General features: G+C 70.3%; 15 protein-coding genes and 4 pseudogenes. 9 read left to right on the top strand and 10 right to left on the bottom strand.

Annotated features, from left to right (window positions below; all coding sequences use genetic code 11):
- The first annotated feature begins 399 nt into the window (after nt 1–399).
- The gene (locus ACIGXX_RS43320) at nt 400–1,032 is read left to right on the top strand and encodes a TetR/AcrR family transcriptional regulator (protein ID WP_399984675.1); all 633 of its coding nucleotides are present in this window, start codon (nt 400–402) and stop codon (nt 1,030–1,032) included.
- Nucleotides 1,033–1,230: 198 nt separating this feature from the next.
- Here ACIGXX_RS43320 and ACIGXX_RS43315 read toward each other — a convergent pair whose 3' ends face one another.
- On the bottom strand, nt 1,231–1,827 hold the full coding sequence (locus tag ACIGXX_RS43315; RefSeq protein WP_399984685.1) for a hypothetical protein: 597 nt from the start codon (nt 1,825–1,827) through the stop codon (nt 1,231–1,233).
- 226 nt (nt 1,828–2,053) lie between these two features.
- Between ACIGXX_RS43315 and ACIGXX_RS43310 the strand changes: the two genes are divergently transcribed.
- Both ACIGXX_RS43310 and ACIGXX_RS43305 read left to right on the top strand, forming a co-directional pair.
- On the top strand, nt 2,054–3,772 hold the full coding sequence (locus ACIGXX_RS43310; protein WP_399984671.1) for a histidine kinase: 1,719 nt from the start codon (nt 2,054–2,056) through the stop codon (nt 3,770–3,772).
- A 91-nt stretch (nt 3,773–3,863) separates the two neighbouring features.
- Nucleotides 3,864–4,526, top strand: a complete 663-nt coding sequence (locus tag ACIGXX_RS43305; RefSeq protein WP_399984668.1) for a response regulator — start codon at nt 3,864–3,866, stop codon at nt 4,524–4,526.
- 108 nt (nt 4,527–4,634) lie between these two features.
- Here the strand turns inward: ACIGXX_RS43305 and ACIGXX_RS43300 are convergent, their stop codons facing one another.
- Entirely contained in the window at nt 4,635–4,817 is a 183-nt protein-coding gene (locus ACIGXX_RS43300; protein WP_399984665.1) for a hypothetical protein, read from the bottom strand.
- Nucleotides 4,818–4,875: 58 nt separating this feature from the next.
- On the opposite strand from ACIGXX_RS43300, the pseudogene ACIGXX_RS43295 reads away from it, so the two are divergent.
- Nucleotides 4,876–5,166, top strand: a pseudogene (locus ACIGXX_RS43295) (IS5/IS1182 family transposase); the annotation flags it as partial.
- 70 nt (nt 5,167–5,236) lie between these two features.
- Here the strand turns inward: ACIGXX_RS43295 and ACIGXX_RS43290 are convergent.
- Nucleotides 5,237–6,773, bottom strand: a pseudogene (locus ACIGXX_RS43290) (alpha/beta hydrolase).
- 309 nt (nt 6,774–7,082) lie between these two features.
- Here ACIGXX_RS43290 and ACIGXX_RS43285 point away from each other — a divergent pair.
- The 3 genes and pseudogenes from ACIGXX_RS43285 to ACIGXX_RS43275 all read left to right on the top strand — a co-directional run.
- Nucleotides 7,083–7,154 (top strand): annotated as a pseudogene (locus ACIGXX_RS43285) (hypothetical protein); the annotation flags it as partial.
- 3 nt (nt 7,155–7,157) lie between these two features.
- Nucleotides 7,158–7,820, top strand: coding sequence for a MerR family transcriptional regulator (locus tag ACIGXX_RS43280; RefSeq protein ID WP_399984662.1), 663 nt, complete (start codon nt 7,158–7,160; stop codon nt 7,818–7,820).
- A complete protein-coding gene (locus ACIGXX_RS43275; RefSeq protein WP_399984659.1) occupies nt 7,817–7,939 on the top strand; it encodes a hypothetical protein in 123 nt (40 codons plus the stop codon). Before ACIGXX_RS43280 ends, ACIGXX_RS43275 begins: the two co-directional genes overlap by 4 nt.
- A 289-nt stretch (nt 7,940–8,228) precedes the next feature.
- Here the strand turns inward: ACIGXX_RS43275 and ACIGXX_RS43270 are convergent, their stop codons facing one another.
- From ACIGXX_RS43270 to ACIGXX_RS43260, 3 genes are all read right to left on the bottom strand, one after another.
- Complete coding sequence (locus tag ACIGXX_RS43270; protein WP_399984656.1) at nt 8,229–10,871, bottom strand: AAA family ATPase; 2,643 nt, start codon at nt 10,869–10,871, stop codon at nt 8,229–8,231.
- A 53-nt stretch (nt 10,872–10,924) separates the two neighbouring features.
- The gene (locus ACIGXX_RS43265; RefSeq protein WP_399984653.1) at nt 10,925–11,164 is read right to left on the bottom strand and encodes a hypothetical protein; all 240 of its coding nucleotides are present in this window, start codon (nt 11,162–11,164) and stop codon (nt 10,925–10,927) included.
- Nucleotides 11,165–11,409: 245 nt separating this feature from the next.
- The gene (locus ACIGXX_RS43260; protein WP_399984650.1) at nt 11,410–12,294 is read right to left on the bottom strand and encodes an alpha/beta fold hydrolase; all 885 of its coding nucleotides are present in this window, start codon (nt 12,292–12,294) and stop codon (nt 11,410–11,412) included.
- Nucleotides 12,295–13,003: 709 nt separating this feature from the next.
- Here ACIGXX_RS43260 and ACIGXX_RS43255 point away from each other — a divergent pair.
- Nucleotides 13,004–15,727, top strand: coding sequence for an ATP-binding protein (locus tag ACIGXX_RS43255; RefSeq protein ID WP_399984647.1), 2,724 nt, complete (start codon nt 13,004–13,006; stop codon nt 15,725–15,727).
- An 89-nt stretch (nt 15,728–15,816) separates the two neighbouring features.
- Here the strand turns inward: ACIGXX_RS43255 and ACIGXX_RS43250 are convergent, their stop codons facing one another.
- From ACIGXX_RS43250 to ACIGXX_RS43235, 4 genes and pseudogenes are all read right to left on the bottom strand, one after another.
- The gene (locus ACIGXX_RS43250; protein ID WP_399984644.1) at nt 15,817–16,362 is read right to left on the bottom strand and encodes a hypothetical protein; all 546 of its coding nucleotides are present in this window, start codon (nt 16,360–16,362) and stop codon (nt 15,817–15,819) included.
- Nucleotides 16,344–16,904 (bottom strand): annotated as a pseudogene (locus ACIGXX_RS43245) (hypothetical protein); the annotation flags it as partial. The pseudogene ACIGXX_RS43245 and the gene ACIGXX_RS43250, both read right to left, overlap by 19 nt.
- A 174-nt stretch (nt 16,905–17,078) precedes the next feature.
- Nucleotides 17,079–17,198 carry a hypothetical protein gene (locus ACIGXX_RS43240; protein ID WP_399984682.1) on the bottom strand — a complete coding sequence of 40 codons (120 nt, stop codon included), beginning with the start codon at nt 17,196–17,198 and terminating at the stop codon, nt 17,079–17,081.
- Nucleotides 17,199–17,950: 752 nt separating this feature from the next.
- Entirely contained in the window at nt 17,951–18,607 is a 657-nt protein-coding gene (locus ACIGXX_RS43235; RefSeq protein ID WP_399984641.1) for a MarR family winged helix-turn-helix transcriptional regulator, read from the bottom strand.
- Between the two features lie 110 nt (nt 18,608–18,717).
- Between ACIGXX_RS43235 and ACIGXX_RS43230 the strand changes: the two genes are divergently transcribed.
- Nucleotides 18,718–19,689, top strand: a complete 972-nt coding sequence (locus ACIGXX_RS43230) for an aldo/keto reductase (protein ID WP_399984638.1) — start codon at nt 18,718–18,720, stop codon at nt 19,687–19,689.
- Nucleotides 19,690–19,710: the final 21 nt, after the last annotated feature.

Genomic DNA, 19,710 nt, shown 5'->3' with positions numbered 1-19,710 from the left:
GACATGCTGAGGTGCTGGACCCGCACCTGCACCACCTGCGGCCGCCCCCTCAAGACCAGCAGAACCAGAACAAGAACCTAACGAAGTACTACTAGCTGCCCGAGTACTTGACGCGGCACGGAGGATCGGCCGACGGCGTCGACGAGCAGTCCGGTAGCCAGTCTGTGTGTCTCATGGGCGAGCCGCGTTTCCACGATGGCTTGCGCGTCGGACTCGGCATGCATGGTCATGTGTGCGGAACCTTCGCGTAGGAGTGCACGGTCTTCCGGGCAGGCCCCAAGACCCTGAACCGCTCCGGCGGGACGAGGGGAAGAGACTTCGGTTGCCCGTGAGGTCTCCATTTCAAGTTACATGCTCTGCAATGAAGTTATCCACTCTGGCGTCGGGTAGGCTGCCGACATGCCCGATCGGACTCGGAGCTATCGGTCAGCACGACGTGAGCAAAGCGCGGCTCAGACCCGACAGGACATCCTGGAGACCGCGCGCGACCTTTTCATCACGCATGGCTATGCGCAGGTGACGATGGGGCAGATCGCTCGCTCGGCCGGTGTCGCGACCAAGACGCTTTATGCGAGCGTGGGCACCAAGACTCAGCTGCTGCACGCTCTTCTGGCCGTGGACGTGGCGGATTCGAAGACCACCGGGCTGCATGACGAGGTACTCCGAAGCAAGGACCTCGCCTCCGCGATGACCTGCCTGGCGCACGGAATCCGCGGCAACACCGAACGCTTTGCCGCATCCATAAACCTGCTCCACTCCTCCATGGCCAGCGATGACAAAGCGCGGCAGGTGTGGGAGTACGTCGTCGCGCAGTACCGCCAAGCGCTGCGCGACATCGCGCAGCACCTGGTCGCCCTCGGTGTGGTGGCTCCTCATCTCGACGTGGACGGTGCGGCGGACCGCCTGTGGCTCTGCTTCGGACTGTCGGCTTGGCGATCGCTTGTCGTCGACTGCGGCTGGAGCTATGACGACGCGGAACGTCTGCTCGCCCGCCAGGCGGTGAGCATGCTCGAAGACCCCGGCCCGGCATAGGCGGGGCGGGGGACCCGTCGAGCTGCCGCACAGGCTACGGCCTCAATGGGAGCGTCTGGGGCCGCAACGGCGCCGAGGCCCGAAAGGCCGCGGCCCGTGGCTGTTCGAGGCCGGTCCGGAGGTATCCGGCCATGGGCCTGGAGCCTTCCCACCGGCGACATGGCCCACCTGCCCCGCGCCGGCGCCAGTCTCTTCGGGTCAACGGTCCTGGAACGTGTCCAGGGCCACGGCCTGGGCGACGGCCAGGCGGGGGTCCGGCCCGGGGATGAGGATGTCGACCACGTAACGGTCCCGCAGACCCCACTTCCTGTCCACCTTCAGCACCTGCTTGCCCCCCGTCTCGAAGTCGAAGTGGTACGGCCACAGGAACGGCACCAGGTCCAGCGGCAGGAAGTCCCAGACGCGGCGGAGCACGGCCACGAACCGGTTACGCTCCCGGCCGACGGCGGACGAGAATCCGGGCTGGTCCAGCACCCAGGTCGAACGCACCAGGGAGGCGATGTCCTTCTCCTCGAAACTGCCGACAAGGCCGCCCTCCGCGTCCCACACGTCGTAGCCATCACCGGCGCCGCGAAGGCCGCGCTCCTCGATGGTGAACAGCACGCGGGTCCCGGAAAGGCCGGCGTGGAAAATGATCTTCTCCTCGAGCGAAAATCGCATCACCTCGGCGCAGGCCAGGACCTCGCCCTCCGAGCCGTCCGGCATCAACTCGCTCACGGTGTAACGGCTGGCCTTGAGACGGTTCTCCTGCCGGACGGTGAAACGTCTGCCGGTCCACTGTCCCGCACTGTCCACTGTTCCGCTCCCGAAGCCGTCGTTCCCTGTGCCGCCGCTGAGTGCGTCCGGCGGAGCCATCGTCACCGGACCGCCCGCCCTGCGGCAGTCTCCATAAGTCGTCACCCGTAACGACCAAAGAGGGCAGGAATCCCAGGAACCGTGGCCCCCCGACCCCCCTTCGTCGCGCGCGACCGCACCGAAGGAAGGATGCGGGCGTCAGAGGGCAGCCCTCTATCGTCTGCACGTGGATGCTGCAGAAACTCCCCGTACCGGACCGTCGTTCCGCTTCCGTCTCGCCGCCGCCTCCCCCTGGCCCCGGAGGCGGATCGTCGGCGAGGCCGTGCTCACGCCAGTGCTCTCCGGGATCGCAGGCATCCTTCGCACGGCGGAGACCGGCTCCCTGGTACAGGGCGGGGCACTGGCCCTGGTCGTCGCCGTACTGTCCCTGGCGCGTCGTGCCCTGCCCGCGTCGGTGCTGCTGGTCGCATCAGCCCTGGCTGGCACCTTTCCCGGTGCGTTCGTCCTGCTGCTCTGCGCCGGCTGGTCCGCCGGCAGCCGCATCGAGCGCCCGGCGCGGGCACTGGCCGCGTTCACGGCCGGTCTCGTGCTCCACCTTGTCGCCGGCGTGGCCACCGCACCAGATGAAGACCTCGGACTGTCGGTGCTGGTGACCGTCGCACTTACCGGGGGTCCGTTCCTGGTGCTGGCGGTGGTGCCCGGTTTCGCCGCCCGGTACCGTGCCCAGCGGCACGCCCTGCTGGACGCCCTACGGCGGCACAACGCCCAACTGGTGCGCGAACGGGCGATGGTGGCGCGCCAGGCCCGGCTGCTGGAGCGGCAGCACATAGCCCAGGACATGCACGACAGCCTTGGCCACCAACTTGCCCTGATCGCCGTGCACACCGGGGCACTGGAGGTGGACCCGGAGCTCAACGGCCGCCAGCGGGAAGGTGTGGGCGTCCTCCGGGAGGCATCCAGATCGGCGATGCGGGAGCTGCGCGAAGCCGTGGGCATCCTGCGCAATGACGCGGAGATGTCCGGGCCCGGTCCGCAGGGAGCCGGGCCCTCCTCGGACCGTGCCGCGGTTTCTGTCGAAGGGCTGGTCGCGTCGTCGCGGGCGGCGGGCGCGACAGTGGAACTGCACCGCTCCGGCGCCCAGCGGACCCTCACCCCCGCTGTCGACCGGGCGGCGTACCGCATCGCTCAGGAGGGACTGACCAATGCGCACAAGCACGCGCCGGGCGCCCCGATCACGGTCGCGCTGCGTTACGAACCGGACAGCCTCGTAGTCGAGGTGGCGAACGGCCCAGTACCGGCCGGGGTTCCGGCTGCACTCCCCGCGATCAGTGGTCAACAGGGGCTGACGGGCCTGCGGGAGCGGGCCCGTCTGGTCGGCGGCATGGTGCACACCGGCCTCACCCCCGGCGGGGGGTTCCGCCTCGCCGGTGTGCTGCCGTACGCCGGTGGCGAGCGGCAGTCCCCTCCGGGCGGCGCGACTTCGGTGGCTGCGGACGACGACTTCCGAGGGCAGATCGGCGGGGCATCGGCGGGAAATGGTGGTGGCGTCCTCGAACGCTCCGTACCGCACAAGGAGTTCACCGCCATCATGAGCAGCAAGAAGAACGCCGCCCTGGGATGCGCTGCCACCGCCGTGGTCCTCGTCGTGGGCGTCGGCGCCCTTCTGGTGTGGGGGGTGTCGAAAGGGATCGACGAGTTGGAGAAGGGGGCCATACCGGCGAGCGTGTACGAGTCGGCTCGAGTCGGCGAGGCCGAGGCGGACCTGCGCGGGAAGTTGCCGGAAGGCGGCTCGTTGCTCACCGACGGCGTGGAGAAGCAGGGGCCTGCGCTGCCCGATGACGCGGCCTGCGAACACTTCGTGGACGACGAGAAGGACATCGTCTACCGGTTCTGCTTCCGCGGCGGGAAGCTCGCCTCCAAAGTGTCCTACACGTGGAGCCCCTGACCCGAGGTCTGTGACCGCGCTCCCGGCCGGATCGGGCATGATGAGCCGGCCTGTTGTCCGCCTGTCACACCGATCCCGCGCAGGAGACCGCATGATTCGGGTTCTCGTCGCCGACGACGAGCCGCTCATCAGAGCAGGCATCAGAATGATCCTCACCTCCGCCGGGGACATCGAGGTCGTCGCAGAGGCACGGGACGGCCGGGAGGCGGTGGACACCGCCCGGAGCACCGCGGTCGACGTGGCCCTGCTGGACATCCAGATGCCCGTGATGGACGGGCTGACCGCGCTGGCCGAACTGGGCCGTGCCGCGCCGGGGGTACGGGTGCTGATCCTGACGACATTCGGGGAACGTGACAACGTCCTGCGGGCGCTCGGCCACGGCAGTGCGGGCTTCCTGCTGAAGGACACCGCCCCGCAGGAGCTGATCCACGCAGTCCGCGCGGCGGCGGCCGGCAACGCATACCTGTCCCCGGCCGCCACCCGCCACGTGGTGGACACCCTCGCCTCCCCCACCGCCACCGTGCGTGGCGAGGAGGCGCGCCGCCGCCTGGCCGGGCTGACCGCTCGCGAACGCGAGGTGCTGGCCCTGCTCGGCGAAGGACTGTCCAACGCGGACGCCGGCGCCCGCCTGCATATGAGCGAGGCGACGGTGAAGACCTACGTCAGCCGCGTCCTAACCAAGCTCGACTGCGACAACCGGGTCCAAGCGGCGCTCCTGGCCCGCGACGCGGGTCTGGAGCCGTGCGCAGAGTGAAACCTCAGCGCCCCGGCAAACCGTACGTGGAACGGATCCCCGAACTCACCCTCAGAGATGAGCCCCGTGAACCGGACTACCCGGATGCCGAGGTCCCGCTCACCATCGTCAATGCGGTACGCCATTGTCGACCGGTTCCGGTCCAGCACGTCGACCGCGACGGACGCCGTACCGGCGCAGAGCCCTTATTCCGTTACCGTCGTATTGCTGCGGGCAGTGGCAGCCGTTCGCCTGCCGGTTACCGCCGCGATTGAGCCGGCGGTGCTGCCTGTTCCCGGACGAGTACTCCACTGGGCTCGCTCCGCACAACGCAGGTTGAGAGTCCGCAAGGTGGGGACGGTGCGGAGCTGGTGACCGCGACGCTCTCGTAGCGATCACCTTAGTGGCTACTACGGGCTGCACCTGGCGGCAGCTGCCAACTGTGTTCGTCCGGCCGGCCAACTGTCTACCGACGCTTCACCCTCCGGAGCCAGGAACGGGTCTGAGCCCGGCTCCGCCGCGTTGTCCTCGACGAGCTGGGGTCCCGAGCGGAGTTGGACTGGTGGCGGTGCGCGGTCGACTCGGTCAGCGGGGCCGCAAAAGGGAGCCTTTGACCGGACCGAATCCGACCGATCACAGCAAATTCGGTACGAAGATCTACCAGCGCCAAGGCTCCGGCCCCCGGGGTGTGAGGGCGATCCGTTACCCCCGGGGCCGGATCGTCACGAGTTTCAGCCAGCCGGGCAGAGGGCGTCCGTCTTCGGCATCTTCCCGTCGACGAGGTAGCGCGTGGTGGTGTTCAGCGCGCAGGGGTTGTCGCCGTACACATAGACCCCGTGACCGCTGTCGTCCACGCTGACCAGCCGGGACCGGTCCGCGAACTTCTGCCGCAGCAGCTTCCCCCCGACGTGCGGGGTCGGCACGTCGCGCAGGTTCTGGACGAGCAGGATGTTGCGCGGCCCGTCGTCGTCGATCGCCACCGGCTTCTCCGCCCGGGCGTACGGCCAAAACGCGCACGGGAGGATGTTGGCGGCAGCGGCGCCGAACATCGGGTAGCGCGCACGGTCCTCCGCCACGCCCTTGCGGTAGGTGTCCACGCTCGTCGGCCACTTGACGTCGTTGCAGGTCACGGCGAGGAAGACGGAGAGCTGGTTGTCCAGGGACGGTGGGGTGTCCGCCGTGCCGTCCCCCTGGTCCGCCGGGCCGCTCCGGGCGACCAGAGTCCGCAGGTCCTTCGCGTCGCCGCCGCTCTTCATTGTCTGCCAGAGCTGGGCCAGCTTGCTGTACTGCACCTCCTTGAACAGGAAGCTGAAGGTGATCTGGCGGAGCATGCCACCGTCGAACCCGTCGACCGGCTTCTCGTCGAGCCGCTCGGCGAGGGTGAAGTAGGTCCGGCGGACCTCGGCGGGGGTGCGGCCGAGACCGTAACTGTCGTGGCGGGCGGCCGCCCACCGGGCGAAGTCGGGGAATGTCTGCTCCACCCCGAGCGCGAAGCGGCGCATGCCGTCACGGTCGAGGTGGGTGTCGCCGATGTTGCTGTCGAGCACGATGCGGTCGGAGCGCTCGGGGAACATCGACGCGTAGGCGGCCCCCAGCGCCGTGCCGTAGGAGTAGCCCAGGAAGCTGGTCCTCTCCTCCCCGAGAGCCGCCCGAATGCGGTCCAGGTCGCGTGCGGTGTTGGCCGTGGTCAGGTGGGGCATCACCCCGTCCTTGTCGCGCTCCGCGCACTGCTCGGCCACCTTCTTCACCACCTTCGCCCGCGCGGTCACCGCCGCGTCGTCGACCGCGTACGGCGGGATGTTGGCGAAGTACGGACCCTCCGGAGTGAATCCGCAGGCCACCGGTGCCGAGCGCCCGATGCCCCGGGTGTCCATGCCGATCACGTCAAAGGTGTCCAGCACCTCGGAAGGGATGCCCCGGTTCGCCAGGAAAGCCGGCTGGGAGAGACCGGAGCCGCCCGGACCGCCCGGGTTGAGCATGAGCGTGCCGCGCCGCTTGTCGGGGTCCGTACTGGCCAGCCGGGAGATCATCAGCTCGATCCGGCCGCCGTCGGGGTCGGCGTAGTCCTTCGGTACGGGCACGGTGCCGCACTCCAGCACGACCGGGCGCCGCCTCGGCCGCCACGTCCTCGGGGCAGGTGCCCCACCGAACGCTGGGTCCCTCCTTCTCCTCCGCGCCCGCCGGTCCCGCGACGAGCGACCCGCTCAGGCCGAGGCCGAGGGCGACCGCCAGGGCCGCGCTCCGCCGGATACCGCGCCCTCGTGTCATATCCGCATCTTTCCCATGCGCTGGTGGTGGGTTGGCCGCGCCCATCGCACTCTGTGCCCCAAGGGCACAGTCATGCCCGCCCCGCGAGATGATCCGTAGTGGCCGGGGATCGATCCGGCGGCCAGGGGCAGGGGGAGACAGGGCCCTCCCGGCGGACGGGCCGGCCGGACGGCGCGCGCCGCCCGGCGACGCAACCCCGGAAGGCGACGGACGACGGACCCTTGGAAAGGGACTCTTGTGACATGGAGCACGCGTCAGCTGGCGGAACTCGCGGGCACGACGCTCAAGACGGTCCGGCACTAACACAAGCTGGGTCTGCTGGAGGAGCCGGAGCGCGCACCGAGCGGCTACAAGCGGTACGACGTACGGCACCTGGCCCGGCTGATGGGCATCCGCCGGCTGACCGATCTCGGCGTGCCGCTCTCCGACATCCCCACGGTGGCCGCCGCCGACGCGCGGTCCAAGGAGATCCTGCGCGCCCTGGACGCCGAACTCGCGGCGAACATCGAGCGCCAGCAGCACATGCGCCGCCAACTGGCCGCGATCCTGGAGGACGGGGCCTCGCTCGGCCTGCCCGCAGGCTTCGGGGCCGCCGCCGCCACGCTGCCCCAGGCCCAGCAGGACCTCCTGGTGGCGTCCTCGAGCGTCCTCACGCCGACGGCGATGTCCCTCATCCGGGACCAGTACACGCGCCCCCGGGACAAGATGGACGAGGAGTTCGAGCACCTGTCGGCCGACGCCCCCGAGGACGTGCGCCGCAGACTGGCGGCCCACCTGGCGGCCGCGGTCCGGGCCCAGCGCGCGGACCGGACCGCCCTCACGGACCTGGACGCCGCGTCCCGCCGCAGCGGGAAGCTCACCCGGTCCGTCGTCACCCAGTCCGTGGCGGCGTTCTACAACGAGGCCCAGCTCGACGTCGTGCGCCTCCTGCACGGCCTCCTCCAGAAAGAGGAGGCTGAGAGGGGCGGGACGGGTGAGACGATGCGTGCTTCGAACAGCGCATCACCCGCGCACTCAAGGCCCTCGTTGAGGCGTGCAAGCCCGTGACGCTCGGTACCTTGCGGTGCGAGCTGGAAGGGCTGCCGACGTTCGGGCGGCAGTCGCGCGCGCTTGACGACCGCGGCGCCTCGGTCAACGACCGCGGCGTGGACGAGGTGCTGTGGTGAGCGACGTCCCCGACGCGGTCTTGCCGCTGCAGGCCCTTCCAGTGGCAGCACACCTGGGGCGCCGGTAGCCATCTGACGAGTTCGTGCACGGTAGGCGGTGAGACATCGAGCCTCGGCCGCCGCGAGCACATGAGCGACGCCATCCAAGCCGTCGCCAGCCTGCTGTCTCACCAGCAGACCGTGGACCTGAAGCCGACAGGGCAGACGTGAACCCAGATCACACCGAAGCTCGCGACGTCTCACCGCCTACCCGTGCACGAGCTCGTCAGGCGTCGCGACCGAGCCGGAATCATCTCCGTTCGGCGATGCCGGTGGCCGCCAAGTCGCGCCGTGAGCAGAGCCCCAGCTTGGCGAACACATTGGATAGGTGATGCCCGACGGTGCGGTCGCTGATCCGCAGACGGGCCCCGATCTCGCGGTTGGTCAGATCGCCGGCGGCAAGCTGGGCCACCCGGCGTTCCTGTGTCGTCAGCGTTGCCATGCCCGTGCCGGCGGCGGTGGCACGGCGTGCGGGCGCCATGATCAGACGCTGCTCACGCCGGGCCCGCTCGAGCATCGGGCGCGCTCCCAGTGCGTGGAACGTCTCGGCAGCGGCGTCGAGCTGCTGGCGGGCGTCTCGGCGCCGCCGCTGTCGCCGCAACCACTCGCCGTAGAGCAGACGGGCCCGTGCGTGGTCGAACGGGCGCCGGGACGCACCGGGCACGTCCAGCGCCGCCCGGTAGGACCGTTCGGCGGCGGGTTCGTCCAGCAGTGCGCGTGCCAGGTGCGCTGCGAATCTCGCCCAGTGCGCGCCGGTGCGCCGTACCCAGGCGTCGAGCGCCTCGGCGCGGCGCTGGCCGATCTCCGGCCGCCGCGCGTGCACGGCGGCCTCGATCGTGTCCAGGCTTGCCAGCAAAGCGACGATCGGATGTGCTGCCTCGTGCCCGTGCTCGTCCAAGCGGGCGAGCAGGTCGAGTGCAGCATCGGCGCGACCGGCCGCCAGAGCGGCCATTCCACGGTTCCAGTAGGCCGAGGCGCTGACCGCACGGTCGCGGCGCGGCCTGGCCAGCTGCAGGGTTCGAACGGTCAGATGGTCGACGCTGCGGCCGTCACCGCGGGCGGCGGCGAGCCACCCGAGGCAGTTCCGGCACTCCGCAGCGATGTGCTCGGCACCGATCCGCTCGGCCGACGCGAGCCCCTCGGCCGCGGCGTCCTCCGCAGCGCCCCACCGGCCCGCGGCGATGTCGAGTCGCGCGATCCGAGCCAGCGCCGCAGCAAGCGAGGTGCCATCGGCGTGACGACGGTGCCTGCGGACAAGGGCGTGCACGGCATCGGCGAGTGGCTCGTCGAGGCCCCACACCAGTCCGAGCGGCGACGCCGGGAGCAGCTGCGACTCCACCCGGGAGATGTGCGCCATGACGTCACCGAGTTCTGCCGACGACGCTGCCCGTGCCGGGTCCGTCGCTGGCCCCCACCACGTCCGGACGATCGGGAGGACCTCGGGCAGCCCAGGGGCCGTCAGCCCCGCGAGACGAGTGAGGGACTCACCGACGAGGTCGTCGCGGGCCGCGGACCATCCCGCGTGCAGGGCAGCGGCGCCGAGCTCCACTCTCATGCGCGGATCGTCGAACGCGGCGATGTCGCGACTGATCGATCGGTGGGCTCGTTCCAGAGACCCCTCGGCGAGTTCGAGTACCCCGCGCAGACCGCGGCTGGCGCGGGTGGCCAGAACCTCGTCGGTCAGGCTCCGGGCATCGGCCAGCAACCGACGCGCCATCGTGGCGTCGCCGCCGTGCCAGGCGGCCACGGCCGCGCCGGCGAGCCTGCGGGTCGCAGCGGCCGGGTCGGCGGACAGCTCGGCGGCCCGCCGCAGGATCGGTACCGCGCCGACGCCCGAGGGCACCGTCTGCTCGAGCAGCCCGGCGATCTCCTCGTCGACGTCGTGAACGGTCGCGGCCCGGTGCCAGACATGCCCGCGACTGCCCGGGGGAAGCGCGGCGGCCAGGGTCCGGTGGGCGTTCCTGCGCTCAGACGGGGAGGCGCTCGCGTAGACAGCGGCCCGGACCACCGGGTGCCGTAGCGCAGGCCGGTCGGGCGTCCCGGCGAGCAGACCCGACCGGATCGTCTCCTCCCAGACCGGCTCCTCGGCGTCGCGGGAACGTGCTGACCGTGCGAGCGTGAGCTGATCACCGTCGGCACGAGCCGCGGCCATGAGCACGACGAACTCGCGTGCCGGGGTCGGCAAGGTCTGCAGGCGCTCGGCGAAGCCCTTACGCAGCTGGGGCCCCACGGGCACCGTGCCGGCGGCAAGATCGTCGATTGGTATAGGCAGCTCGTGCAGTGCCAGCGGGTTGCCCCCGCCTGCTTTCACCGCGCGGGTGACCTCGGGGCCGTCGAGGCCGGGGTGGGCGGCGGCGACCAGTTGGGCGGCATGGTCGTCAGCGAGAGGACTCACCGCGAGCGGATCGACCCCCTCCCACGATCCGCCGGCGGGCGCGTCGTGGCCGGCGACCAGGACCACCACCGGATCGGTCCCCACCCGCCGGGCGACGAATCCGAGCACGAACTCGGTCTCCGCGTCGAGCCGGTGTGCGTCGTCCACGACGATCAAGAGCGGGCGGTCGACTGCCAGCGCCGACAACAGGGACAGGACCGCCACGGCGGTGAGCGACCGGCCCGCTCCGGTGACCTCCCCTGCGAGCACGCCTCGCAACGCTGCCGCCTGGGACACCGGAAGAGTCGCGATCAGGTGCTCGACCGGCCGGAGCAGCGTGTCCAGGCCGGCGAAGGGGGTCCCGGACTCGCACCGTGCGGGCTGTACCGCCAGCGGGGCGAAATCGGGAGACGCCGCCGTGACGTGGTCGAGAAGTGCGGTCTTGCCGATGCCCGGCTCACCCCAGAGCACCAGGGCGCCACCGGTGCCACGGCGGGCTCGGTCGAGCACCTCGGTCACGGCAGCGATCTCTGCCTGTCGTCCGACGAGCGGAGCCGGAGCACCGGTTGCCCTCATCGCGTCCTCTCAGCCGTGACCATCTTCCGGCCCCAGAGGTCCGTGCCGTACCGTCCGAGGTCGGCGGGATCGTCCGACGCCCCGACGAGAACGCCGACCCCGTGCACGAGCGCGATGCCGGTGAGCACCGCTCGGATGCTGATGAGCGCATCCTCGGGCCCCTGCTGCGGCAGTGCCACCCCACCGAGCCGGGTCCCGTTCGGTGGTGCCGACCTGTCCGTGACTGGTGTGCGCATGCTCAGCGGCCTGCCGCAGGCGCTTCTAGGCCCGCAGACCACGGGTCCGAGTACCTTGACCGATGGCCCCGCCGCCGCGGGTAGGGTCGGGTCCCGTTCGTCGATCGCCGACGACGAGCTTGTGCATCGAGCACGCCGAACCGCTGCCACGGCACGGGCAGCGTATGGACGAGGCGCTCGCCGCGAGCGCACGCCGAGGTCGGCGCCGCGGGGCAATGCGCCGGTCGAGGCGGCGGTGGCCGTGGTCATGGCGATTCCTCCGAACCGGGGCGGACGCCCTTAGGGAGTGGGTCTCTCAGGAAGGCGAGCAGGGCGGCGTTGACCTCGTCGGCGTGAGTCCACAGCAGCCCGTGCGGGGCGCCGTCGATCTCCACGTACTGCGCGTCGGGCAGGGCCCGGCGGAAGCGGTGGGCCGTGACTTCGATGGGGAGGATCCGATCGGCGGTGCCGTGCAGGATCAGGGCCGGCGTGCCGCTGGCCCGGACGGCCTCGACGTCGGCGCGGAAGTCCTCGATCCACGAGGAGACGACAGCATGGGCGGCCACGGGGGCGCTGGAGATGGCGACGTTCCAGCTGGCTGTGACCGCCTCCTGGCCGATGCGGATGCCCAGGTTCTCGTCGAGGTTGTAGAAGTTGGAGAAGAACTGCTCGTACCAGGCGTAGCGGTCGCCCTTGGCCGCGGCCTCGATGCCGTCAAAGACGTCCTGGGGCACGCCCTCCGGGTTGTCGTCCCGAGCGACGAGGAAGGGCTCCAGGGAGGCCAGGAAGGCGAGCTTCACGACCCGCTGGTGGCCGTATCGAGCAATGTAGCGGGCGAGTTCGCCGGTGCCCATCGAAAACCCGACGAGGACGACATCGCGCAGGTCCAGGGTCTCCAGCAGGGCATTCAGGTCGGCGGCGAAGGTGTCGTAGTCGTAGCCGGTGCCGACCTTCGACGAGTGGCCGAAGCCGCGGCGGTCGTAGGTGATGACGCGGTAGCCGGCGGAGAGCAACTCGCGCGTCTGGCGCTCCCAGCTGTGGCCGTTGAGCGGGTAGCCGTGGATGAGGACGACGGGCTGACCCGCGCCTTGCTCCTCGTAGTAGAGCTCGATCGGCGTGCTGTTCTCGTTCCCGATGGTTACGTGGCCCATGATCTTTTCTTTCCGAGGGTGGTGTGCCTGCTATTGACCGACGAGCCGCCGTACCGCGATCGTTGTCGCTTCGGCGATGGTGGCGTTGCCGGCCGTGGACTCCGGGTCGGCCGGGTCGGCGTAGACGGCGAGACCGGCGGCGCGCGGTCCGCGAACAGCACGATCCCGACGTCGTTGTGCTCGCCCTGTGCTCCGGTCCCGGTCCTGTCCACGATCAGCCTCCCGGCTGGCACGCCGGCGAGATCGGTGAGTTGGCGGGGCCTCCAGGCCACGGCTGTTCCCTCCAGGTGTCGTGTCGTCGACCGACGTGTCGTCGGCCCACATGTCTTCGGCGTGGTCAGGGGCGCGTGAGCCGGCGCCGGCCGGCGATCGGCCTCCGACAGCCCGCCCCACCGCCGTGCAGCTCCCGGTAGGCCAGGGCGTGGACGGCGACCCGCTCGCGCTGCTGCCGTAGCGGGAGGACTCCTCGTCGGCGGGGAAGAACACCTCGGTGCTGATCACGGTGGCCGCTCCCTTGCCGGTCGCTCTGCTGTCGGCTCTCAGCGTCGCGGGGAAGGCGCCTGGTCCGCGTCGGTGGAAATCCCTTATCCCGTCACCGACCCTGGCGCGGGGGAGGCCGGCATCTTGACGGCCCGGTGCTGCCCGCGCGCTTCGCGTCGGTGACAATTACCGGATAGACGTCGTGTCGGCGCCAGGGGAGGACCAGGCGATGCTCGTGGGACGGCGCGCCGAGCAGGCCGCGCTCGAGCAGCTGCTGGCTCGGGCGCAGGGCGGCGACAGCGGGGTGTTGGTGGTGCGCGGGGAGGCCGGCATCGGCAAGTCCGCCCTCTTGCAGCACATGCGGGAGACCGCCGTGGCGATGGGATTCGGGGTTCACGACGCGGCCGGGGTGGAGGCCGAGGCAGAGTTCGCGTTCGCGGGCCTGCACCAGCTGTGCGCCCCGTTCCTGGCGCGGGCGGTCGAGCTGCCCGAGCCGCAGCAGACCGCGCTCGGGGTGGCGTTCGGGCTGCGCGAGGGTGCTGCGCCGGACCGGTTCCTGGTGGGGCTGGCGGTGTTGAGCCTGTTGGCCGAGAACGGGCCGTTGCTGTGTGTGATCGATGATGCGCAGTGGCTCGATCAGGCGTCTGCGCAGGTTCTGGCTTTCGTGGCCCGGCGGGTGGGGGCCGAGCGGGTGGTGATGGTGTTCGCGCTGCGCGATCCCGGTGTGACCGACGTCGAGGCGTTCAGCGGGTTGCCGGAACTGCGCCTGGCGGGGCTGGGGGCCCCCGATGCCCAGACGCTGCTGGCCACCGCGGTCCGCGCACCGCTGGACGATGTGGTGCGCGACCGGATCGTAGCCGAGGCGCGCGGCAACCCGCTGGCGTTGTTGGAGCTACCCCGGGGTGCTCCGGCGGTGCAGTTCGCGGGCGGGTTCGAGCTGCCGGACGTGGTGAGCGTTCCGCGCCGGATCGAGGACGGTTTTCGGCGCCGCGCGAACAGCCTGCCCGCCGACGCGCGAATGCTGCTGGTGGTTGCCGCGGCCGAACCGACCGGGGATGCGGCGTTGCTGTGGCGCGCGGCCGCGGAGCTGGGGATCGCCCGCGAGGCGGCTGCGCCCGCGGAGGCCGCCGGGCTGCTGGAGTTCGACTTCCGTGTGCGGTTCCGGCACCCGCTGGTGCGCTCGGCGGTCTACCGGGCGGCCACACCGACCGACCGGCGCCGGGCGCACGGCGCGCTGGCCGCCGTCACCGACCAGCAGGTCGATCCGGACCGGCGTGCCTGGCACCGCGCGCAGGCGGTGGTGGGCACTGATGAGGACGCCGCCGCGGAGCTGGAGCGTTCGGCCGGACGGGCCCGCGCCCGCGGCGGGTTGGCCGCCGCAGCGGCGTTTCTGAAGCGTGCGGCCGAGCTGACGCCTATGCCGTCCGTCCGGGCGGAACGGGCCCTGGAAGCTGCACACGCCAAGCACGAGGCCGGTGCGTCCGAAGCCCTGGAGCTGCTGACAGTCGCCGCGGCCGGGCCGTTGGACGCCGTGGCGCAGGCCCGCCTGGAGCTGCTGCGTGCTCGGATCGCGTTCCACTGGGCAAGAGGCGGCGAGGGGCCGCGGATGCTGCTGGACGCCGCCAAGAGCCTCGCCCCGCTGGACCCGGCGCTGTCCCGGGAGACCTACCTCGACGCGCTCGATGCGGCAATCGTTACTGGCGACCGCGGACCCGGCGGCGTGCGTGCGGTGGCCGACGCAGCCCGGGCCGCGCCCGCACCACCGGAGTCGCCGAGGCCCGTGGATCTGCTACTCGACGGGCTGGTGACGACGTTCACGCAGGGCTACGCGGCAGGAGTGCCCGGGCTGCGGCGGGCGTTGGACGCCTTCAATCGTCACGAGCGGGACGATCATGCCGTGAACGACGGCGACGACCGCCGCTGGCTGTGGCTGGCCAGCCGGACCGCGATGTCCGTCTTCGACGACCAGATGGTGCACGCGCTGGCCGCTCGTCATGTCCGGCTGGTCAGGGAAGCCGGCGCGCTGGCCACGCTCCCGGCAGCACTGCTCGTCCAGTCCGTCATGCTGGTGCTCTCTGGTGACTTCTCCCGGGCCGCCGAGCAGACCGCGATCGCGGCCGCGACCAGAACTGTGCCCGTGCTCCACGGCCAGCTCATCCTGGCTGCCTGGCGCGGCCGCTCGGACGAGACCACCGAGGTCCACGCGACCATGGTCCGGGAAGCGGCTGGACGTGGGGGCCGAACTGAGGACTTCCTGGCGCAGTACGCCATGGCGGTGCTGCACAACGGTCTGGGCAACTACCCGGCGGCTCTGGTTGCTGCGACGCGGGCTTTCGAGTCCGACGAGCTGACCCACAGCAACCTGGCCCACTCCGAGCTCATTGAAGCGGCATGCCGTAGCGGCCAGCCGGAGCGTGCGACCGCGGCGCTGGACCAGCTCAGCTCACGGGCGCTGGCCAGCGGCACCCCGTGGGGGCTCGGGCTGGCAGCGCGCTCATGGGCATTGGTCAGCACCGGCCCGGCCGCCGAGGAGTACTACCGCGAGGCGATTGAGCAGCTACGAAACTGCCGAGTGGCCACCCAGCTGGCCCGGACTCATCTCGTCTATGGCGAGTGGCTACGCCGCGAGGGCCGCCGCCAAGGCGCCCGCCAGCAGCTCCGCGCCGCCCACCAGATGCTGTCGGACATGGGTGCGCAAGCGTTCGCCGCGCGCGCCGCCCGCGAGCTGCGCGCCACCGGCGAGCGCCCACGCAGCCGGTCCGCCCAGCCGTCGGACGCGCTCACCGCACAGGAGCTGACGATCGCCCGGCTGGTAGCTACCGGGGCGACCTCCCGGGAGGTCGGCGCACAGCTGTTCTTGAGCCCGCGCACCATTGAGGCCCACCTGCGCAGCATCTTCCGCAAGCTGAGCATCACCTCCCGGCGACAGCTGCGGGACCTGCGGCTTCCCTGACAGGCTGCCAGCGTGCCTGCCCTGTCGCGGTACAGCGAATGCCGCCCGGAAGGCCAGCGAGCTGCGCCCTTTGGAGCTCGTAAACAGGATCAAGAACGCGCCGTCTTTAGGCGACGCCTGCACTTGCGGTTGCTGATCAGCCGGATGTCCTCTTCCGTGAGGGCACCGCCGACGGCGGTCCTGACGGCTTCGAGGAGCGTCGTGCGGTCCTGGTCGGCCAGGGGCCGAGCCAACTCGGCTTTGTCGCCAACAACCAGCCGCAGGCTGCTTCCGGGGAGGTCCAGCCCGACGCAGCCCTGGAGGAAGCTGATGCCCTTCCAGAAGTGCTTCCACAGTTTGATCCTGGGCGAGAGGACGCCGTCCTTGTTGATGAGGATGACATGGCACAACGTGGCCACCTGCGGCCGGTCGCCGAGGAGGAATTCGGTGATCAGACGCCCCCTGCGCGTGTCGTAGACGTAGGGAAATCCGTGGCCGCGTATCTCAAGATCCGAGAAGTCCTGCAGTACGACGTTGAACTCCGTGGTTGGCGGACCGATGCGGAGACGCCGAACGACGGCTGGATCGGGCTCGGCCGTCTGGTTTCTCCAGTCCGGTGGGACGGCTGGCAGGGGCGCTATGCCGCCTTCGACCACGAGAGGCTGAACATCTTGACGCTGGAGCCTGGTGAGCACGGATTCGAGTCGCTGCCAGTCGCGTCGGTGACCGCTTTTGTTAAGGCGAGCAGCAGAACTCGATCCACGTTGAGGACAACCTCGTACGTATCGACCGTCCATCCGTCACCGGGCATGGGGTGGTAATTGCCGCCGTCACAGCGCAGCGTGAGGACGGCCGGGCGGAGCAGGTCGTGGGCGACCTGCTCGCCTTCGCGGTCGAGGAGGCTGTAGGTGTGCCCGAGAACCAGGTCGAGTTTGCCGGTGCCGTCGTTGGCGAGCGGCAGCGAGACCATCGGGCCAGTGGCCGGCGTGGGGAACGGTGTGTAGATCGGCCGACCCGACAGGGACTCGAAGGCGCGGAAGGTCCGGCCGTCCGGTCCGAGGAGGCGATTCAGCTCCTCGACTCGTCGGGATGACTGGTCGACGTCGGGCTGTACCTCTGGATGAACGAGCCTTGCCAGGAAGGCGAGAAGCACCTCATCAGGACCATCGAAGAGTTGGAATCGTTGGTCCTCGAAGACCCAGTCTTGGTCGTGCCCCGCTGTGTGGTGTAGAGAGCCGGACCACTTGGGTCAGGATGCAACCCGGCGCCCAGAACCTCGAGCGGCTTGCCCGACTCCCAACGCTGCTCGCCGCGGTCGGTGCCCCGGCACGGCGACGCTGCAGCCCCACCGCCGGAATGACCTGCGGAGTTCTCAACTCCGCATCTCTACACCACTACGTGGGACGCGACCCCAGTCTTCCGGCACGTCGAATGGATTGTCGATCCGGTGCTGGACGATGTCGCCACGCGCCGTCGTGAACCGGGAGTCCATCGACGCCAGCCCGTCCAGGTCGTACAGGCCCTCCAGGATAGTCAATCTCGTCGAGCCGTCCTTACCAGGGGCCGCCCTCGCCGCGTAGGTAGTCAAAGATGTCGCGTCGCGTCACCGCCGTGATTCTCGGCGGGCTGAATATTGGGGACTCTTGGGTCTTGTGGCCTCAGCAGGCGACGTCGTCATCCAGGGCTCTAACGTGACGGGGTCGTCCGCCGCGCCAAGCCTTCGCAGTCCCCGGGGACGCTGACGGCGAAGACGCCACCGTGTCCGTAAGCCCAGATAGAGATGCGCTCCGGGCCGAGGGGCCTCCGTCACCGCGCGGCTGACGCTCGCCCGAATCAGCGTGCGGCACGCCACGCTGATCTGGCTGACCTGCGGGCGACATGCCAGGAGCGGGCACTGATCCTGGCCTCGCCGCACACGTCGCCCCCGCCCAAGCTGGGACGCAGCCAACAGGTACGGCGTCCCACCCTCTGCCGGTGAATCGGTGACGTGAGGTGGTTGGCCCCGGACAGTGGCCAGCGATCGGGCGCGCCACTACCACCGACGGTCCCCGCCGAGCGGCGGCTTGCAGAGGGCCGCGGAGCTCCAGCGCATGCAACCCACCCACCAGCACCGGGGGCTTTTTTCACTGAAGAGCCAACCATTCCCCCACCGCTGCAGGCGACCTGACCAGCATCCCAACACGCCTGACACCCCATCAGGACGAGCGTCAAATGAGCGTCATTCAAGGCGCCGGCCGGAGGCTGTCAAGCCGGATGAATCGTGGGTGACTGGCCGTCCACCGCGCCGTCCCCCGGAAGGGAAGCCGCAGAGCCCGCGTCGGGTTGCCCGCGCTTGATGGCCGTGTCCACTGCGGCACCGATGCGGCGCAGCGCCGCCAGCTCCTGAGGACCGAGATCATCGATCAGGTACTCGCGGACTGCGGCGACGTGTCCCGGCGCCGCTGCCACCACTACGTCGTAACCGGCCTCGGTCAGCGTCGCGGTGGTGCGCCTTCCGGAACCGGGGATCCGTTTCCGTGCGAGCAGTTCGCGCTTCTCGAGCCGACCGACGACATGGGACAGCCTCGACAGTGACGCCGCCGTTCGCGCGGCCAGGGCGCTCATCTGCATAGTGCGGTCCGGCTGCTCGGAGAGGACTGAGAGCACCATGTACTCGAAGAAGGTCAGCTGAGCCTCGCGCTGCATGCGCGCATCGAGCGCGGCCGGCAGGCTGATCATGATCGCGGAGTTGGCCAGCCACGCCGCCAGCTCGTCACCGTTCAGCCATCGCGTCCCGGCAACCGGATCGGTGGACTCCCCCGGGTCGGAGCCTTTGTCGGCCCAAGCCGTCGCCTCGGATGTCGGCCCGTTCCGTGGACGCCGACGGCGCCGGCCGTTCGTGTCGTCTGCCGTGCTTGCCATGAGGACATCCTAGACGCACTTGTTGACGCGTCAAGTTCGAAGGAGTAGAACTTGACGCGTCAAGTTCGCTCTGCGGTGCTGAGGCCCGCCCCACACGGAATGGACAACACATGCAGTCCACGTCGCTCGGCAGGCTCGGTGTCCCCCGCATCGGCCTGGGTGTCATGGGGATGTCGGCGTACTACACCGGCGCCGGCCGGGACGAGACCGAGTCGATCCGCACCATTCGTCGCGCCGTCGACCTCGGTGTCACCCATCTGGACACCGCCGAGGTGTACGGCCCCTACGTCAACGAGGAACTGCTGGGTCGCGCGATCAAGGGCCGCCGGGACGAAGTCGTCCTCGCCACCAAGTTCGGCCTCGTCTCCCACACCGGCCGGCCGGGCCCGGACAGCACCCCCGCCAACATTCACACGGCTGTCGACGGCTCACTGCGGCGGCTCGGAACCGACCGCATCGACCTCTACTACCAGCACCGGGTCGACCCCAACACTCCCATCGAGGAGACGGTGGGGGCGCTGAGCGAGCTGGTGGAGGCGGGCAAGGTCCTCCACATCGGACTGTCGGAGGCGGCAGCGGCGACCATCCGCCGGGCCCATGCCGTCCATCCCGTGGCCGCTGTCCAGAGCGAGTACTCGCTGTGGACGCGGGACCCGGAGGCCGAGGTGCTGCCCACGCTGCGCGAGCTCGGCATCGGACTGGTTCCCTACGCACCACTGGGACACGGCTTCCTCACCGGTGACATCCGCACCCTGGACGGCCTGGACGTCGCCGACTGGCGTCGCTCCAATCCCCGGTTCACCGGCGACAACCTCACGCGCAACCTGCGCATCGTCGACCCGGTACGCGAGGTCGCCGACGAGGCCGGGGCCACGCCCGCGCAGGTCGCTCTGGCCTGGCTGCTCGCGCAAGGAGACGGCATCGCGCCCATTCCGGGGACCAAACGCATCGACCGCCTCAAGGAGAACAGCGCCGCCGACGGCATCCGACTCACCCCGGGCCAGATCGCCCGCCTGAACAACCTCACACCGGCGTCCGGCGAACGCCATGCCGAGCCCGACATGGCCGCCGTCGACCAGTGAGAGAAGCGCGAACGCGCCGAG

Source organism: Streptomyces sp. NPDC055243 (assembly GCF_044544025.1).
GTDB lineage: Bacteria > Actinomycetota > Actinomycetes > Streptomycetales > Streptomycetaceae > Streptomyces.
Note: the sequence above shows the minus strand (reverse complement) of the source record. Positions and strands in the feature narration are given on the sequence as shown.

Excerpts from the sequence above, each read along its gene's own strand:
- ACIGXX_RS43320 (WP_399984675.1), top strand. The coding sequence starts at position 400 with ATGCCCGATCGGACTCGGAGCTATCGGTCAGCACGACGTGAGCAAAGC.
- ACIGXX_RS43305 (WP_399984668.1), top strand. The coding sequence starts at position 3,864 with ATGATTCGGGTTCTCGTCGCCGACGACGAGCCGCTCATCAGAGCAGGC.
- ACIGXX_RS43280 (WP_399984662.1), top strand. The coding sequence starts at position 7,158 with ATGGGCATCCGCCGGCTGACCGATCTCGGCGTGCCGCTCTCCGACATC.
- ACIGXX_RS43265 (WP_399984653.1), bottom strand. The coding sequence starts at position 11,164 with ATGCGCACACCAGTCACGGACAGGTCGGCACCACCGAACGGGACCCGG.
- ACIGXX_RS43260 (WP_399984650.1), bottom strand. The coding sequence starts at position 12,294 with ATGGGCCACGTAACCATCGGGAACGAGAACAGCACGCCGATCGAGCTC.
- ACIGXX_RS43255 (WP_399984647.1), top strand. The coding sequence starts at position 13,004 with ATGCTCGTGGGACGGCGCGCCGAGCAGGCCGCGCTCGAGCAGCTGCTG.
- ACIGXX_RS43240 (WP_399984682.1), bottom strand. The coding sequence starts at position 17,198 with ATGGACTCCCGGTTCACGACGGCGCGTGGCGACATCGTCCAGCACCGG.
- ACIGXX_RS43235 (WP_399984641.1), bottom strand. The coding sequence starts at position 18,607 with ATGGCAAGCACGGCAGACGACACGAACGGCCGGCGCCGTCGGCGTCCA.
- ACIGXX_RS43230 (WP_399984638.1), top strand. The coding sequence starts at position 18,718 with ATGCAGTCCACGTCGCTCGGCAGGCTCGGTGTCCCCCGCATCGGCCTG.